Origin of the sequence: Nocardiopsis changdeensis, from assembly GCF_018316655.1 — a bacterium.
GTDB lineage: Bacteria > Actinomycetota > Actinomycetes > Streptosporangiales > Streptosporangiaceae > Nocardiopsis > Nocardiopsis changdeensis.
This window is the reverse complement of the sequence record NZ_CP074133.1, coordinates 1,723,718-1,739,216: the sequence shown is the minus strand read 5'-3', so window position 1 is coordinate 1,739,216 and position 15,499 is coordinate 1,723,718. Positions and strand designations below refer to the sequence as shown.

Genomic DNA, 15,499 nt, shown 5'->3' with positions numbered 1-15,499 from the left:
TCAGCCGGCGTCCACGGCGGTGGACGGGGCCGCCGCCCTGGTCCGCCGGGTGCGGCGGCGCTTGGGCCGCTCTCCGGCCTCCTCGTCGCCCTCGGCCGGCGCCGCGGCCTCGGTCACGGTCTCCGGCTCGCCCACGGCCTCGGCGGCCGCACGGGCGGTCCGCCGGGTCGCGGTGCGACGGGTCCGGCGCGGGGCCGCGGCCTCTTCGGCCGGTGCCTCGTCCGCGGCCGCCGCGGCGGCCTCCTGCGGCTCCTCGGCGGCCCGGGGGGCCTCCGCGGCCCCGTCGGCCGCCTCGGGGGCCGGAGCGACCTCGGCCACCTGCTCGACCGCCGTCTCGACCACCGTGTCCTCCGCGGCCTTGCGCGAGCGCGTGGTGCGCTTGCGGGTCCGCTTGGGCTCGGCCTGCTCCTCCGCCTCGACCTCGGCCTCGGCGGCCTTCCTGGTCCTGGCCGACTTCTTCTCCGACTTCTTGGCCGGCTTGTCGGCCTTGGCGGCGGGCTCGGGGGCCTCCTCCGCGGCCGGGGCCTCGGGCTCGGCGGGCTCGGGCTCCTCGGCCGCCGTGTCCGGCGCCGCGGGGGTCTCGGCCTGTTCGGCCTCGCCCTTGCCCTTGCCCTTCTTCTTGCGGCCGCCGCCACCGCCGTTGCCGGCGGCGGCGCCCTTGCCCTCCACCGGTTCGGTGGACAGGATCAGGCCGCGGCCGCTGCAGTGCTCGCAGGTGTGGGAGAAGGCCTCCAGCAGGCCCTGGCCCACCCGCTTGCGGGTCATCTGCACCAGGCCCAGCGAGGTGACCTCGGCCACCTGGTGCTTGGTGCGGTCCCGGGACAGGCACTCCAGCATCCGCCGCAGCACCAGGTCGCGGTTGGACTCCAGGACCATGTCGATGAAGTCGATGACGATGATGCCGCCGATGTCGCGCAACCGGAGCTGGCGGACGATCTCCTCAGCCGCCTCCAGGTTGTTCTTGGTGACGGTCTCCTCGAGGTTGCCGCCCTGGCCGGTGAACTTGCCGGTGTTGACGTCGACGACCGTCATCGCCTCGGTGCGGTCGATGATGAGCGAACCGCCGCTGGGCAGCCAGACCTTGCGGTCCAGCGCCTTGTTGATCTGCTCGTCGATCCGGTAGGCGGCGAAGACGTCGCGGTCCTCGGTCCAGTGGGAGGCCCGCTCGGCGAGGTTGGGCGCCACGTGCTCGACGTAGTCGTGCACGGTGTCCCAGGCCTCGTCGCCGGAGACCACCAGGCTGGAGAAGTCCTCGTTGAACACGTCCCGCACGACCCGGATGGTCAGGTCGGGCTCGCTGTTGAGCAGGGCCGGGGCGTTGGCCGACTTGGACTTGCGCTTGATGGACTCCCACTGGTTGGCCAGGCGGGAGATGTCGCGCTCCAGCTCCTCCTCGCTGGCGCCCTCGGCGGCGGTGCGGACGATGACGCCCGCTCCGGAGGGCATGACCTTCTTGAGGATCTGCTTGAGGCGGGCGCGCTCCTTGTCGGGGAGCTTGCGGCTGATGCCGGTCATCGAACCGCCGGGCACGTACACGAGGTAGCGGCCGGGCAGGCTGATCTGGCTGGTCAGGCGGGCGCCCTTGTGGCCGATCGGGTCCTTGGTGACCTGCACCAGGACCGACTGGCCGGACTTGAGCACCGACTCGATGCGCTTGGGCTGGCCCTCCAGGCCGAACGAGTCCCAGTTGACCTCGCCCGCGTACAGGACGGCGTTGCGGCCCTTGCCGATGTCGACGAACGCGGCCTCCATCGACGGCAGCACGTTCTGCACCCGGCCCAGGTACACGTTGCCCACGTAGGAGCGGTGGGTGGCGCGGTCGACGTAGTGCTCGACGAGGATGTCGTCCTCGAGGACGGCGATCTGGGTGCGGTCGCCGGTGCGGCGGATGACCAGGTCGCGCTTGACGGCCTCGCGGCGGGCCAGGAACTCCGACTCGGTGACGATCGGGGCACGGCGGCGGCCCTGCTCGCGGCCCTCGCGGCGGCGCTGCTTCTTGGCCTCCAGGCGGGTGGACCCGCGCACGGCCTGGACCTCGTCCGAGATGGGCCGCTCCTGGCGCGGCTCGCGGACCCGGACCACGGTGTTGGGCGGGTCGTCGGAGGTGGCCTCGCCCCCCGCGCCACCGGAGCGGCGGCGACGGCGGCGGCGACGCCGGCTCCCGCCGCGCTCGTCCTCCTCGGCGGTGTCGGCGGAGTCCTCGGGCTCGGCCTCCTCGGCGGCGGCCTCGGCCTCGTCGGGGACCTCGGTGTCATCGGCGTCGTCGCCGGAGCGCGAGCGTCCGCGGCCCCGTCCGCCGCGGCGGCGACGGCGGCGGCCGGGCCGCTCCTCGGCGGAGTCCTCGGCGCCGGTCTCCTCGGCGATCTCGTCCTCCGCGGCGTCCTCGTCCTCCTCGTCCTCGTCGACGACACCGTCCTCGGTGTCGGCCTCGACGGGCGCGGGGGCCGCGGGCGGGGCGGCGGCCACGGGCGGCTGGAAGAGCATGGAGGGTGCCTGGAAGACGGTGCCGACCTGGGCGGCCTCCTCCTCGCTTTCGTCCCCGGCCTCGGGGACGGCGGTGGTCTCGGGCGCGGCCTCGGGCTCGGCGGCGGCGCGCGTGCGCGAGCGGCGCGCACGGGTCCGGGGCTCGGGCTCGGCGGCCGCGGAGGTCTCGGCCGCGGCCGCGCGGGTGCGGCGCGTGCGGGTCTTCTTGACGGGCTCGGCGGGCTCGGCGGCCGCGGGCCCGTCCTTCTCCTCCGGCCCGGCCGGGGCCGTCGCAGGGGTCGCGGGGACGTCCAGCGGCCGGTCCTCGACGCGCACCGTGCGTCGCCGCACCGGGGTCGCGGAGGTGACCTTGACCGTGCCGCCCTCACCGGAGCCCGCGAGCGTGGTCACGGGCTTGGCCGGGGGGACGAAGACGTCGTCCGGCTCGGGGGGCGGTCCTGCCGCGCGGCGCACGCCCTTGGCCGGTGCGCGCGTGGTCACGCGCACCTCGCCTCCCCCCACGGGGGACGTCGCCGCCCTCGTTTCGGTTGTTTCAGTTGTACCCACGGTGTCGTCTGCACCGTTGTTGGGCTCGTTGTCGAGCATCCGGGCGGTCTCCCGTCAAAGTCCCCGGGCGCGCCGCGACCTCTCGGTCGGCGGCGCGGCTCACGGGAACTGTCGTCGCAGTGTCAGCGCCGACGGCACCGGGGTGCCGTCGGGGCAAAGTCCTGTGGTGGCGCCCACGTTCCCCGCTTCGGGGCCGCTCATCAGCGCGGTCCCGTCATGGGCGCCGACGGCTGTGGTGCGCTGTCGCCCCGCTCCTCGGCGTCGTCCGCCGGTCCGGAGTCGTTTCGGTCCACGGCGAGCGGGTCAGCGATCGCACCTGTCGCCTCGTTCAGCGGCCCCTGCGCCAGCCGGGTCACCGTCACCGGTGACTGCGGCGCGAGGTCGGCCACATGGCGGAGGCCGGTCAGCACGTCGTCCGGTCGAACGGCCGGTGTGGTGTGCCGTACGACCATCCGAAGTATGGCATATGTGGTGTCCTGCTCCCTCGGGGCGCGCCCGGGATCACGACACACGTCGATTCCGACCACCGCCGGCCGGGTGTCGAAGCGGCGGCGACCCTTCTTGGTCATCCGCTCCACCTCGACGGTCTCGGCCGCCAGGTAGGCCCCGACGGCGCGTTCCGCCTCGTCGGCTCCCACCCCGTCCAGTTCCACCCGCCATACGGAGGCCTGGAGCCGCTCGGCCAGTCCCGGCACGCGGGCCTCGACGACCTCGATGATGTCGATGCCGTCCGGCATGGCCGCGTCGATGTCGGTCCCGACCCGGGCGGGCTCCCGCTCCTGGGCGAGGGTGAGTTCGAGATACTCCGCCTCACTGGCGACCCCGGTGGGGGCGGCGCCGGTGTAGGAGACCTTCGGGTGGGGCGAGAAGCCGGCGGAGAAGGCCACCGGTACGTCCGCCCGGCGCAGGGCTCGCTCCAGCGCCCGGGCGATGTCCCGGTGGCTGGCGAACCTCATGCGTCCGCGCTTGGCGTAGCGGACGCGGAGCCGTTGTCCGGATGCGGCGGTGGAGGGTGAAGTGGTGCCCTCGGGTGCGGGGGGCAGCTCAACTCCTTTCCTCATGCCCCTCGGAGCGGCCGCGGGGCGGCCGGTGAGGGACTGTTCCTCGTCCTGTTCAGCGTACGGTGCGCGGTGGTGCACCTGGACCGGCGAACCGGCGGGTGCTCCGTTGCACGTGCGTCCGACAGGACCACGCATCCCGTATCTGCCCCACTGACCTGCGCTCGAAAAGTCCCGATGGGACTCCGGACGGGCCGCTGCGGGGTTTGCGCGCCGGGTGAACAAGTGTTCACCACCGGAACGCGGGGGGCCGGAAAAAAAATCCGAAGAAAATCCCGGACCCATGGCAACCCCCCCACGGGGCCGCGAGTCCTATTACACGTACGGCCCGGCGCGAGCGGGGCGCCGGGCCGTACACCTTCTCCCCCGGGCGCTCCCCTTCACAGGGTCGAGGACCGCCGCACAGGCGGCGCCCGGAGCGGGCATCGTACTCCACCGCCTCCGCGCCCCCGTCGGGCGCCTCCCCCTCCCGAGCCGGAGCACCCGATACGCCCCTGTGGCCGGATCCGGCCGCGCGAGACGGGCGGGGACCACCGATCACCGCGGGTGCCCCGCTGCCGCGCGGGGACGGCCGCGCGACGCGGGCGGCGACCGCAGGGCACAGCGAAGGGCCCGCACCGATCCGTTCCCTCTGCCGACCGGGCCCCGGCCCTGGGCCGGAAGCGGCGGTACGGCTGACGGAACCTCACCCGCTCCCCGCTCCACCCCTGGCCCCGGGCCGGAAGCGGCGGTACGGCTGAGGGGCCCTCGCCCGCTCCCCTCTGCGCACCGGGCCCCGGCCCCGGACCGGAAAACGGCGGTACAGCTAATGAACTCTCACCCGCTCCCCTCTGCGCACCGGGCCCCGGAGCGCTCCCCGGCCGCCGGCGCCGGGGCGCCGACGGCCAGGGCAGGGGTCAGATGACGGTGAGCGGGAGGGTCGGGCGGCCCTCCGCCGGGGCGTTGATCTGGATCTCGGTGCCCATGCTGGGGCACACGCCGCAGTCGTAGCAGGGGTTCCAGCGGCAGTCGTCGACCTCCAGCGACTCCTCGCCGTGCAGGGAGTCCTGCCAGTCCTGCCACAGCCAGGAGCGGTCCAGTCCCGCGTCCAGGTGGTCCCAGGGCAGCACCTCGTCCTCGTCCCGCTCCCGGGTGGTGTACCAGTCGACGTCCACCGGGTACCCGGCCAGGCCGACCTCGGCCGCCTTGGCCCAGCGGTCGTAGGAGAAGTGCTCGCTCCAGCCGTCGAACCGGCCGCCCGAGCGCCACACCTCCTCGATGACCCGGCCCACCCGGCGGTCGCCCCGGGAGAGCAGCCCCTCGATGATCGACGGCCGCCCCTCGTGGTAGCGCAGCCCGATGGCCTTGCCGTAGGCGCGGTCCGAGCGCAGCCGGTCGCGCAGCTTGCGCAGCCGGGCGTCCACCACCTCGTGCGGGGTCTGGGCCGCCCACTGGAACGGGGTCTGCGGCTTGGGCACGAACCCGCCGATCGACACCGTGCAGCGGATGTCCCGGCGCCCGGTCACCTCCCGGCCGGTGCGGATGACCTCGGTGGCCAGGTCCGCGATGGCCAGCACGTCCTCGTCCTCCTCGGTGGGCAGCCCGCACATGAAGTACAGCTTGACCTGCCGCCACCCCGCCGCGTAGGCGGCGGTGACCGTGCGGATGAGGTCCTCCTCGGTGACCATCTTGTTGATGACCCGGCGCATCCGCTCGCTGCCGCCCTCCGGGGCGAAGGTCAGCCCCGAGCGGCGGCCGTTGCGGGTGAGCTCGTTGGCCAGGTCGATGTTGAAGGCGTCCACCCGGGTGGAGGGCAGCGACAGCCCGGTGTTGGTGCCCTCGTAGCCGTCGGCCAGCTCCTTGGCGATGTCCTTGATCTGGCTGTGGTCGGCGCTGGACAGCGACAGCAGGCCCACCTCCTGGAAGCCGGAGTTCTTCACCCCCTCGCGGACCATGGAGGTGACGGTCTCCTTGTTGCGCTCGCGCACCGGCCGGGTGATCATCCCCGCCTGGCAGAAGCGGCAGCCGCGGGTGCAGCCGCGGAAGATCTCCACGCTGTAGCGCTCGTGCACCGACTCCGCGGTGGGCACGATCGGCTTCTTCGGGTAGGGCCACCGGTCCAGGTCCATGACGGTGTGCTTGAGGACCGTCTCGGGCACGCCCGGCCGGTTGGGCGTGTACGCGGCGATGCGCCCGTCCTCGTGGTAGTCCACGTCGTAGAAGCGCGGCACGTACACCCCGCCGGTGGCGGCCAGCCGCAGCAGCAGCCCGTCGCGTCCCCCCGGCTCCCCCTCGTCCTTGAACTCGCGGACGATCTCGGTGATGGCCAGGCTGATCTCCTCGCCGTCGCCGAGCACCACCGCGTCCAGGAAGTCGGCCATGGGCTCGGGGTTGAACGCCGAGTGCCCGCCGGCCAGCACGACGGGGTGCCCCTCGCGCCGGTCCTCCGTGCGCAGCGGGATGCGGGCCAGGTCCAGCGCCGTGAGCAGGTTGGTGTAGCCCATCTCGCTGGCGAAGCTGACCCCGATGATGTCGAAGGCGCCCAGCGGCCGGTGGGAGTCCACGGTGAAGTGCTCGACCCCGTGCTCCCGCAGCAGGGCCTCCATGTCCGGCCAGACCGCGTACGCGCGCTCGGCCAGCACCCCCTCGCGCTCGTTGAGGACCTCGTACAGGATCTGGACGCCCTGGTTGGGCACCCCCACCTCGTAGGCGTCGGGGTACATCAGCGCCCAGCGCACCCGGGTGTCGTCCCACTCCTTGACGACGGAGTTGAGCTCACCGCCCACGTACTGGATGGGCTTGCCCACCCGGGCCAGCAGGGGCTCCAGTCGCGGAAAGAGGCTTTCGACGGTCATGGCCTCGAGACTTTCGATCGGCGGACGGGGACGGATCTGCCCTTTCAGGCTACCGGCGCCGCGACCCCCGGTCCCGGGTTCTCCACAGGCCCTATTCGAACCCCCGGTCCCGGGAGTTCACCCCGAGCACCAGTCCCAGCGCCAGCAGGTTGGCCAGCAGCGCCGTGCCCCCGTAGGAGACGAACGGCAGCGGGAGCCCGGTCACCGGGACGATCCCCAGCCCCATGCCGATGTTGATGAAGGTCTGGAACCCGAACCACGACGCCACCCCCACGCACAGCAGGCGCGGGTAGGGCTGGTCGCAGCCCAGGGCGATGCGCAGGATCCGCCACAGGATCACCGCGAACAGGCCGATGACCAGCCCGGCCCCGACGAACCCCAGCTCCTCCCCCGCGACCGTGAAGATGAAGTCCGTGTGCTGTTCGGGCACGAACCGGCCGTGCGTCTGCTCCCCCTGGAACAGCCCGGTCCCGTCGAACCCGCCCGATCCGACGGCGATGAGCGCCTGGTTGGAGTTGTAGCCGGCGCCCTGCGGGTCCGCCGACGGGTCCACGAGCGTGGCGATGCGGTCCAGCTGGTAGGGCTCCAGCATGTCGAACCACCAGACGCAGAAGCCGGCCACCACTCCCGACAGCAGCATCCCGGCCACCCAGAAGACCGGGGCCCCGGACAGTGTCAGCATCCCCAGGAAGATGGCCCCCAGTACCAGTGTGGTCCCCAGGTCGGGCTGGAGCATGACCAGGGAGAGCGGTACCGCGAGCGCCAGCAGGCAGAACAGCACGTCCCTGGTCATCGGCCGGGTCTCGCCGTCGCGGGGCTCCCCCAGCAGGGTGGCCAGCACCAGGATGAGGCCCGCCTTGGCCAGCTCACTGGGCTGGAACTGGAAGCCGCCCACCACGATCCACCCGCGCGAGCCGTTGATGACGGCGCCCAGCGGTGTCAGCACCAGGATCAGCGCGATGACGGTGACCACGTAGACGATGGGCGCGTACGCGCGGACCGTCCGGAAGTCGACGGCGGCCACGGCCAGGCACACCGCCCAGCCCACGGCCAGGTGGGCCAGGTGCCTGCGCAGGTGCTCGGTGGAGTCCAGCGGGTTCCCGCCGTCGCCGGGCTGGGTGGCCGACCACACCAGCAGGCAGCCGATGGCGCACAGCGCGGCCACCGCCAGCACCAGGACCCAGTCCAGCCTGCGGGCGGCGCCCGCGGCGGTCACCGCGGTGCGGCCCAGGTCGATCCTGCGCGGGACGTGTACGGTCATGGGTCACCGGTCCAGAGGGTCGATGGAGCCGTCGGAGCGGACCTCGGGCAGCTCGGCGCGGGGCTCGCCGCCGGGCAGGGCGGGCTCGTCGAAGTCGCCGAACCCGTAGATGCCCTCGTAGATCTTCCGGGCGATGGGCGCGGAGGTGGTGCCGCCGGTACCGCCCTGGGAGACGAACACGACCACGGCGAACTGCGGGTCGTCGGCGGGCGCGTAGGACACGAACCAGGACGACACCTGCCGGTTCTGGGCGTCGGCGCTACCGGTCTTGCCCGCGATGGACACCTTGTCCTGCGGGAAGCCCGCGAAGGCGCCGCCGCCGGTACCCGTCTTGGGGACCTCCTCCAGCGCGTTCTGGAGGTAGCGGATGGTCTCGTCCTTCACCGGCACCCTCCCGGCGACGACCGGCTCGATCTCCTCGACGACGCTGCCGTCGGCCGAGACCAGGGCCCGGGCCACCCGGGGCTCGTACACGGTGCCGCCGTTGGCGATGGCGGCGTAGGCGCGGACCAGCTGGAGCGGGCTGACGAGCACGTCGCCCTGGCCGATCGCGAAGTTGACGGCCTCGCCGGCCCGCCACTGGAACCCCTCCACGCACTGCTCGTAGGCCAGGAGCTTGAGGTAGGCGGCATGGGACGGGTTGGTCTCGGCCACCTCGGGGTAGCCCTCCTCCCCGCGGCGGCAGTTGTTCTCCCGGGTCTCCTCCCAGAAGGTGCGCTTCCACTCGCGGTCGGGGATGCGCCCGCTCGTCTCGTAGGGCAGGTCGATGCCGGTGGGGGCGCCGAACCCGTACCCGCGGGCCATCTCCGCCATGGCCTCCTTGGGCTCGCCCTCGGGTTCGAGGCCGCCGTCCTTGAGCCAGAGCTGGTAGCCGAAGTTGTAGAAGATCGTGTTGCAGGAGACCACGATGGCCTGGTGCAGGCTGATGGTGCCGTGCCCGCCGCCCGCGTAGTTCTGGTAGTTCTGCCCGGCGATGTTGACCGACCCGGGGCAGGCGTAGGTGCTGCGCAGCGAGTAGCCGTTCTCGACCGCGGCCGACAGCGACGACACCTTGAACGTGGAGCCGGGCGGGTACTGGCCCTGGACGGCGCGCGACAGCAGCGGCTCGCCGGCCTCGGTGCTGAGCAGCTCGTCGAAGGTCTCCTGGTCGATGCCGCCCTGCCAGATCGCGGGGTCGTAGGTGGGCAGGCTGGCCATCGCGACGATGCCGCCGTTGCGCACGTCCATGACGATGGCGGCGCCGGAGTCGGCCTTGTACCGGGGGCGGGCGCCCCGCATGCCCTCGGCCAGCGCCTCCTCCACGATCTCCTGCACGCCCATGTCCAGGTGGGTGACGATGTGCATCCCCGCCTGGGGCGGACGGTCGGAGATGACGTCCATGACCTCGCCGTGGTTGTTCACGCCCAGGGTGCGCACGCCCGCGATGCCGCGCAGCTGCGAGTCGTAGACCGCCTCCAGGCCGTCGCGGCCGACCTGGTCGATGCCGGTGAACTGGGTGCGCAGCTCCTCGCGCGCCTCCAGCTCCTCCTGGGTGACGGGCTGGAGGTAGCCCAGGACCTGCCCGGCCCGGGCGCCGTTGGGGTACTCGCGCACGGCGTGGGCCTGCGCGGTGATGCCGGGGAAGTCGTCGGAGCTCTCCATGATCTGCAGCGCGACGGACGGCTCGATGTCCTCGGCCAGGGTGACCGGCTGGTAGGGCGAGCCGGGCCAGCAGGGCCGTTCCACCTCGGGCCCGCACAGGCGCATGCGCTGCCGGAGCTGCTCCACCGGGACGTCGAGCACCTCGGAGAGGTCGGTCAGGACCTTCTCGCCGCCGTCGTCCATGCCCAGGAGCTCGTGGTAGTCGGCGGAGACCACGAGCTCGGTGCGGTTGGCGACCATGGGGCGGCCGGTGGCGTCGAGGATCTGGCCGCGGGTGGCGGGCACGACGAGCCGCTGGTGGTGGTTGGCGACGGCCAGGTCCCGGTAGTGGTCGGCCATCGGGATCTGGAGGTACCACAGGCGCGCGCCCAGGACGGCGAACAGGGCGACCACGAGGATCTGCGCGAGCACGAGGCCGGTGCGCCCCAGGCGCGGTCCGGCCAGGGCCGGGTCCACGGGAGGTCGTCGCACGGTCACCACCCCCGGGGGGACATGGGCCCCTGGACGGTGGCGAACTCGTGGTCCGACAGGGACTCGCGCAGCCACAGCAGGGGCAGGGTCACCAGCGGGGCGACCACCAGGGTGAGCGCCGCGCCGACGCCGACGGCGACCACGGTGTCGGACAGGCCCGTGCGCGGGTCGCCCATGAGCACGCCCAGCCCGGCGTAGGCCAGGCCGACGCCGAGCGAGGTGGCCAGGACGGCGCCCAGGGCGAACAGGCGCGAGGTGCGGGCGCCGACCCCGCCGGGCGCCCCGGTGTTGCGGTGGACCAGCGACACCAGGTACCCGGCCAGGCACAGGATCAGGGCGTAGCGGCCGATCGCGTGGTCGGCCGGGGGCAGCACGTCCAGGGCCAGCCCGATGCCGAACCCCCAGCCCGCGGCGGCGGCGGGGGCGGTGGTCAGGGCCAGGGCCACGATGGCGGCCACGGCCAGGTCGGGGCCGGGGCCGCCGTCGGAGAGCGCGCCGAACGGCAGCCGGTTGACGACCACCGCCTGGACGAGCACGACCGCGGCCACCGAGAGCAGGGTCACGGCGGACCTCATGGCTACTTCTCCCTCTCGGGTGCGTCGGGCTTGGGCGGGAGCACGGAGTCCCTGGGGTCCTCGGCCGGGCCGGCGACGACGACGCCGACCGTGTCCAGCGAGGCGAAGTCGACCGCGGGCGTCAGCACCGCGAGCCGGCTGAGCGCCCCGGGGGCGGCCTGCACCTCCTCGACGGTGCCGATGGGCACACCGGGGACGAACGGCGCCCCCTCGTGCGAGCCGAGGGTGACCAGCCGGTCCCCGGCCTCCACGGGCGCCTCCATGTCGAACAGCTCCAGGGTGAGGTCGGCCTCGGGCCCGCCGGGCACGGTGCCCCCGGTGACGACGCCGATCTTGCGGGTCGACTCCAGGCGGGCGCCGACCGCGGAGGTGACGTCGGTGGCGAGCAGCACCGTGGCGGTGCGCGGGCCGGCCTCGATGACCCGGCCGACCAGCCCCTGGCCGTTGACCACGGTCATGTCCGGGGCGATCCCGGACTCGGTCCCGGCGTCGATGGTGGCGACGTCGGCGTAGCCGCGCGGTGTGGTGCGGGTGACCGCCTGGGCCGGGACGATCTCGTAGCCGCCCATCCCGGACAGGTGCAGGAGCTCGTCGAGGCGCTCGGCGCGGTCCTCGTCGAGGCGGGCGGCGTGCAGCTCCTCCTTGAGGTCGGCGTTGGCCGCCTCGAGTTCCGCGATGCGTTCGGAGGCCCCGGGGGCGCGCCGTACGGTGTCGTAGAGGCCGCCGAACGGCGCGGCGACGTACCCCACGCCCGCGGCGGCGGGGGCGAAGACCAGTTCGCCGCCCGCGCGGGCCGCCGCGGTGACCGGGTTCGGGCCCTCGCGGCCGTCCAGGACGAGCAGGACCACCGACAGGACGACGAGCACCGTCAGGGTGAGCCGGGACCTCGGGCTGTCGCGCAGCATCAGCGCCGCCGCTCGGGGACGAGGACCTGGTGGAGGCGCTCGTAGTTCTCCACACAGGTGCCGGAGCCGATGGCGACCGAGTCCAGGGCGTTGTCCGCCACGTGGATGGGCATCCCGGTCTCGTGCAGGAGGCGCTCGTCCAGGCCCCGCAGCAGGGCCCCGCCCCCGGTGACGGCGATGCCGCGGTCCATGATGTCGCCGGACAGCTCGGGCGGGCACTTGTCGAGGCTGGTGCGGACCGCGTCGATGATGGCGGTGACGGGCTCCTCGACGGCCTGGCGGACGTCGGACTCGGACATGACGATGGTCTTGGGCAGGCCGCTGATGAGGTCGCGGCCGCGCACCTCGGCGTGCAGTTCCTCGGCCCCGGTCGGGTAGGCCGAGCCGATGGCGAGCTTGAGCTCTTCGGCGGTGCGCTCCCCGATCATCAGGGAGTACTCCTTCTTGACGAAGGTCATGATCGCCTGGTCCAGCTCGTCGCCGCCGACCCGGATGGACTGGGAGGTGACGATGCCGCCCATGGAGATGACGGCGACCTCGGTGGTGCCGCCGCCGATGTCCACGACCATGTTGCCGGTCGGTTCGTGGACGGGGAGCCCGGCGCCGATGGCGGCGGCCATGGGCTCCTCGATGATGTAGACCCGGCGCGCGCCCGCCTGGTACCCGGCCTCCTTGACCGCGCGGTGCTCCACGGAGGTGATACCGCTGGGGACCGCGACGATGATGCGGGGCTTGGCGAAGTGGCGGCGGCGGTGGATCTTCTGGATGAAGTAGCGCAGCATCCGCTCGGTGATCTCGAAGTCGGCGATGACGCCGTCCTTGAGCGGGCGGATGGCGGTGATGTTGGTCGGGGTGCGGCCGATCATCTGCTTGGCCTCGATGCCCACGGCGACGATCTTGCCGGTCGAGGTGTTGAGGGCGACGACCGAGGGTTCGTTCAGGACGATGCCGCGGCCACGCACGTACACGAGCGTGTTGGCGGTCCCCAGGTCGACGGCCATGTCCCGGCCGAGAAAAGCAAGGTTGTTCGGCATGTAACGTCCTCAGAGGCGCCGTGTCGGACGTGGTTGCACGGGGCGACCATACGTAGTCGTTCCGGCACGATAGGTATTCAGTCCCCCGTATCGTAACGGTCGGCACTTAGTTGGTTACGCAAACACACCGAATCGTTGTCTTCTCCGCGTCCGCGGCGCGCGGACGGAAGTGCGGCGCCGTCGGCGCCGTCGGCCGCGGGGGACGGCGGGAGACGGGCCCGGGGCTCCGGGAGTGTCCCCGGGTGCGGGAGGGCCCGGGCCGGGCGGGGGCTCCGGGAAGCACAGCGTAGCCGCGCGGCCCCCGGCGTGCGGGGGGTTCGGCGCAATCGCCCCCCGAACGGCGCGAAGGGCCGCCCCCGGCGGGGGCGGCCCTTCGGCCTCGGTTCCGGCGACCGGGATCAGCCCAGGTCGGGGAAGAACAGCTTGATCTCGCGCTCGGCGGAGTAGGTGGAGTCCGAGCCGTGCACGATGTTCTGCTGCACCTCCAGGGCGAAGTCGCCGCGGATGGTGCCCGGGGAGGCGGTGACCGGGTCGGTCGCGCCGGCCAGGGCGCGGAACGCCTCGACGGCGCGCTCGCCCTCGACCACCAGCGCCACCAGCGGGCCGCCGGTGATGAACTCCACCAGGGAGCCGAAGAACGGACGCTCGGCGTGCTCCTCGTAGTGGGTCTTGGCAGTCTCGGCGTCGAGCGTGCGCAGCTCCATCGCGACGATCCTCAGGCCCTTGCGCTCGATGCGCGAGATGACCTCGCCGACGATGCTGCGGCGGACGCCGTCCGGCTTGATGAGAACGAGAGTGCGTTCCACGTGCGATTCAGCTCCTCACTGGACTCCGCGTGGCGCGAGGGCACGACGCCCACGGCGTCTGTGCACGCGGAAACGTGCGTCACACTATCGCGTTCGGGACTCCGACGAGGCACCGACGGCGGTCTCGGCCTCCCGGGCGGCCTCGGCCTCGGCCCGCGCCTGATGGGCGGCCTTCATCTCGTCGGTCCGGCGGCCCAGGACGACACCGGTCACCCACAGGGACACGAAGACCACGGCGACCAGCATGCCCCCCGGGAGCATGAACGAGGTGAACAGGAACACGGCCTGGAGCGCCCAGGACGCGTAGTGGGCCCAGCGGTGCTTCTGGAGCCCGGCGAGCACCAGGGCCGCGACGGCCATGGTGCCCCACAGCCCTCCGGCGAAGGCGGGGTCCATGCCCGCCAGGGTCACGGCGACCGGGATGAAGAGGCCGATGACGATGACCTCGAAGGCCAGAACGACGGCGCAGACGACACGCACGGTGGGAATTCCCTTCGTAATGAGAGCGCGTCGGCCCGCTACTCCCCCGCGCCCCGCAGCAGGTGGACCGCGTCGCCCGCGGTGACCACCGAGCCGGTGACGAGCACCCCGGAGCCGCCGAACTCGCCGTCGTCCTCGGCCCGGCCCACTGCCAGGTCGATCGCGTCGTCGAGTCGGGGCGCCAGGTGGACGCGGTCCTCGCCGAAGATGCCCACCGCGATGGCGGCCAGGGACTCCGGGTCGAGGGAGCGGGGTGAGGAGTTGCGGGTGACGACGATCTCGTCGAGCAACGGTTCCAGGGGATCCAGGATCCCTTCGACGTCCTTGTCGGCCATGATCGCGACCACGCCCACCAGGCGGGAGAAGCCGAAGGACTCCTCCACGGCCGCGGCCGTCGCGATCATTCCGGCCGGGTTGTGGGCGGCGTCCGCGATGACGGTGGGGCTGGTGCGCACCACCTCCAGACGCCCGGGGGAATCGACCCCGGCGAGGGCCTCGGCGACGATGCCGGGGTCCAGGCCGGCCGCGTCCTCGCCCGCGGCGGCGAACGCCTCGACCGCGGCCACGGCCACGGCGGCGTTCGACGCCTGGTGGGCGCCGAACATCGGCAGGAAGAGGTTCTCGTAGCTCGCGGTGAGCCCCTTGACGGCGATCTGCTGACCGCCCACCGCGACCTCGCGGCCCAGCACCCCGAACTCCATGCCCTCGCGGGTCACCCGGGCGCCGACCTCGGACGCGTTGCGCAGCAGGACCTCGGCCGCGGCCACCGGCTGCTGGGCGATCACCGCGACGGAGTCGGGCTTGATGATGCCCGCCTTCTCCTCGGCGATGCCCTCGACGGTGTCGGGCAGGTAGTCGGTGTGGTCGATACCGATGGGTGTGATCACCGCGACGTCGCCGTCCACCACGTTGGTGGCGTCCCAGCGGCCTCCCATGCCCACCTCGACGACGGCCACGTCGACCGGGGTGTCGGCGAAGACCGCGTAGGCCATCACCGTCAGGATCTCGAAGAACGACAGGGGAGCGTCGTTCATCTCGTCGGCCATCTCGATGTAGGGGCGGATGTCGTCGAAGGTCTCGACGAACCGCTCCTGGGAGACGGGCTCCCCGTCGACGACGATGCGTTCCCGGACGGTGCGCAGGTGCGGGCTGGTGTAGCGGCCCGTGCGCAGCCCCCGGGCGCGCATGAGCGCGTCGATCATGCGGGCGGTGGAGGTCTTGCCGTTGGTACCCGTGACGTGGATGACCCGGAAGTTCCGCTGTGGATCGCCCAAGAGGTCCAGCAGGGTGCGGACGCGGTCCAAGCGGGGGTCGATGTCGGTCTCGGGCGCCCGGGCGAGGATCTGCGCCGTCACTTCGGCGTAGCGCGCGTCGGCGCGGTCCTCACTCACGGCTGCTGAGAGG

The 15,499-nt window shown here is 72.8% G+C and carries 11 protein-coding genes; all 11 read right to left on the bottom strand.

The features are described 5' to 3' along the window. A complete protein-coding gene (locus KGD84_RS08030; RefSeq protein ID WP_220559635.1) occupies window positions 1-3,069 on the bottom strand; it encodes an Rne/Rng family ribonuclease in 3,069 nt (1,022 codons plus the stop codon). 161 nt (window positions 3,070-3,230) lie between these two features. Continuing rightward, window positions 3,231-3,986 carry a TIGR03936 family radical SAM-associated protein gene (locus KGD84_RS08025; protein WP_255646394.1) on the bottom strand — a complete coding sequence of 252 codons (756 nt, stop codon included), beginning with the start codon at window positions 3,984-3,986 and terminating at the stop codon, window positions 3,231-3,233. A 998-nt stretch (window positions 3,987-4,984) separates the two neighbouring features. Continuing rightward, a complete protein-coding gene (locus KGD84_RS08020) occupies window positions 4,985-6,922 on the bottom strand; it encodes a TIGR03960 family B12-binding radical SAM protein (protein WP_220559633.1) in 1,938 nt (645 codons plus the stop codon). A 91-nt stretch (window positions 6,923-7,013) separates the two neighbouring features. Continuing rightward, window positions 7,014-8,183 (bottom strand): rod shape-determining protein RodA, encoded by a 1,170-nt coding sequence (gene rodA / locus KGD84_RS08015; RefSeq protein WP_220559632.1) that lies wholly within the window; start codon window positions 8,181-8,183, stop codon window positions 7,014-7,016. Between the two features lie 3 nt (window positions 8,184-8,186). Next, a complete protein-coding gene (gene mrdA / locus KGD84_RS08010; protein WP_220559631.1) occupies window positions 8,187-10,295 on the bottom strand; it encodes a penicillin-binding protein 2 in 2,109 nt (702 codons plus the stop codon). 2 nt (window positions 10,296-10,297) lie between these two features. Next, window positions 10,298-10,870 carry a rod shape-determining protein MreD gene (gene mreD, locus KGD84_RS08005; RefSeq protein ID WP_220559629.1) on the bottom strand — a complete coding sequence of 191 codons (573 nt, stop codon included), beginning with the start codon at window positions 10,868-10,870 and terminating at the stop codon, window positions 10,298-10,300. Window positions 10,871-10,872: 2 nt separating this feature from the next. Continuing rightward, window positions 10,873-11,775 (bottom strand): rod shape-determining protein MreC, encoded by a 903-nt coding sequence (gene mreC, locus KGD84_RS08000; protein ID WP_220559628.1) that lies wholly within the window; start codon window positions 11,773-11,775, stop codon window positions 10,873-10,875. After that, on the bottom strand, window positions 11,775-12,809 hold the full coding sequence (mreB, locus tag KGD84_RS07995) for a rod shape-determining protein (RefSeq protein WP_220559627.1): 1,035 nt from the start codon (window positions 12,807-12,809) through the stop codon (window positions 11,775-11,777). The genes mreC and mreB overlap by 1 nt, the downstream gene beginning before the upstream one ends. Before the next feature lie 398 nt (window positions 12,810-13,207). After that, on the bottom strand, window positions 13,208-13,615 hold the full coding sequence (gene ndk, locus KGD84_RS07990; protein ID WP_220559626.1) for a nucleoside-diphosphate kinase: 408 nt from the start codon (window positions 13,613-13,615) through the stop codon (window positions 13,208-13,210). A gap of 84 nt (window positions 13,616-13,699) precedes the next feature. Beyond that, window positions 13,700-14,095, bottom strand: coding sequence for a DUF4233 domain-containing protein (locus KGD84_RS07985; protein ID WP_220559625.1), 396 nt, complete (start codon window positions 14,093-14,095; stop codon window positions 13,700-13,702). Between the two features lie 38 nt (window positions 14,096-14,133). Then, the gene (locus KGD84_RS07980; protein WP_220559624.1) at window positions 14,134-15,486 is read right to left on the bottom strand and encodes a bifunctional folylpolyglutamate synthase/dihydrofolate synthase; all 1,353 of its coding nucleotides are present in this window, start codon (window positions 15,484-15,486) and stop codon (window positions 14,134-14,136) included. Window positions 15,487-15,499: the final 13 nt, after the last annotated feature.

Excerpts from the sequence above, each read along its gene's own strand:
- KGD84_RS08030 (WP_220559635.1), bottom strand. The coding sequence starts at position 3,069 with ATGCTCGACAACGAGCCCAACAACGGTGCAGACGACACCGTGGGTACA.
- KGD84_RS08025 (WP_255646394.1), bottom strand. The coding sequence starts at position 3,986 with ATGAGGTTCGCCAGCCACCGGGACATCGCCCGGGCGCTGGAGCGAGCC.
- KGD84_RS08020 (WP_220559633.1), bottom strand. The coding sequence starts at position 6,922 with ATGACCGTCGAAAGCCTCTTTCCGCGACTGGAGCCCCTGCTGGCCCGG.
- rodA (WP_220559632.1), bottom strand. The coding sequence starts at position 8,183 with ATGACCGTACACGTCCCGCGCAGGATCGACCTGGGCCGCACCGCGGTG.
- mreD (WP_220559629.1), bottom strand. The coding sequence starts at position 10,870 with ATGAGGTCCGCCGTGACCCTGCTCTCGGTGGCCGCGGTCGTGCTCGTC.
- mreC (WP_220559628.1), bottom strand. The coding sequence starts at position 11,775 with ATGCTGCGCGACAGCCCGAGGTCCCGGCTCACCCTGACGGTGCTCGTC.
- mreB (WP_220559627.1), bottom strand. The coding sequence starts at position 12,809 with ATGCCGAACAACCTTGCTTTTCTCGGCCGGGACATGGCCGTCGACCTG.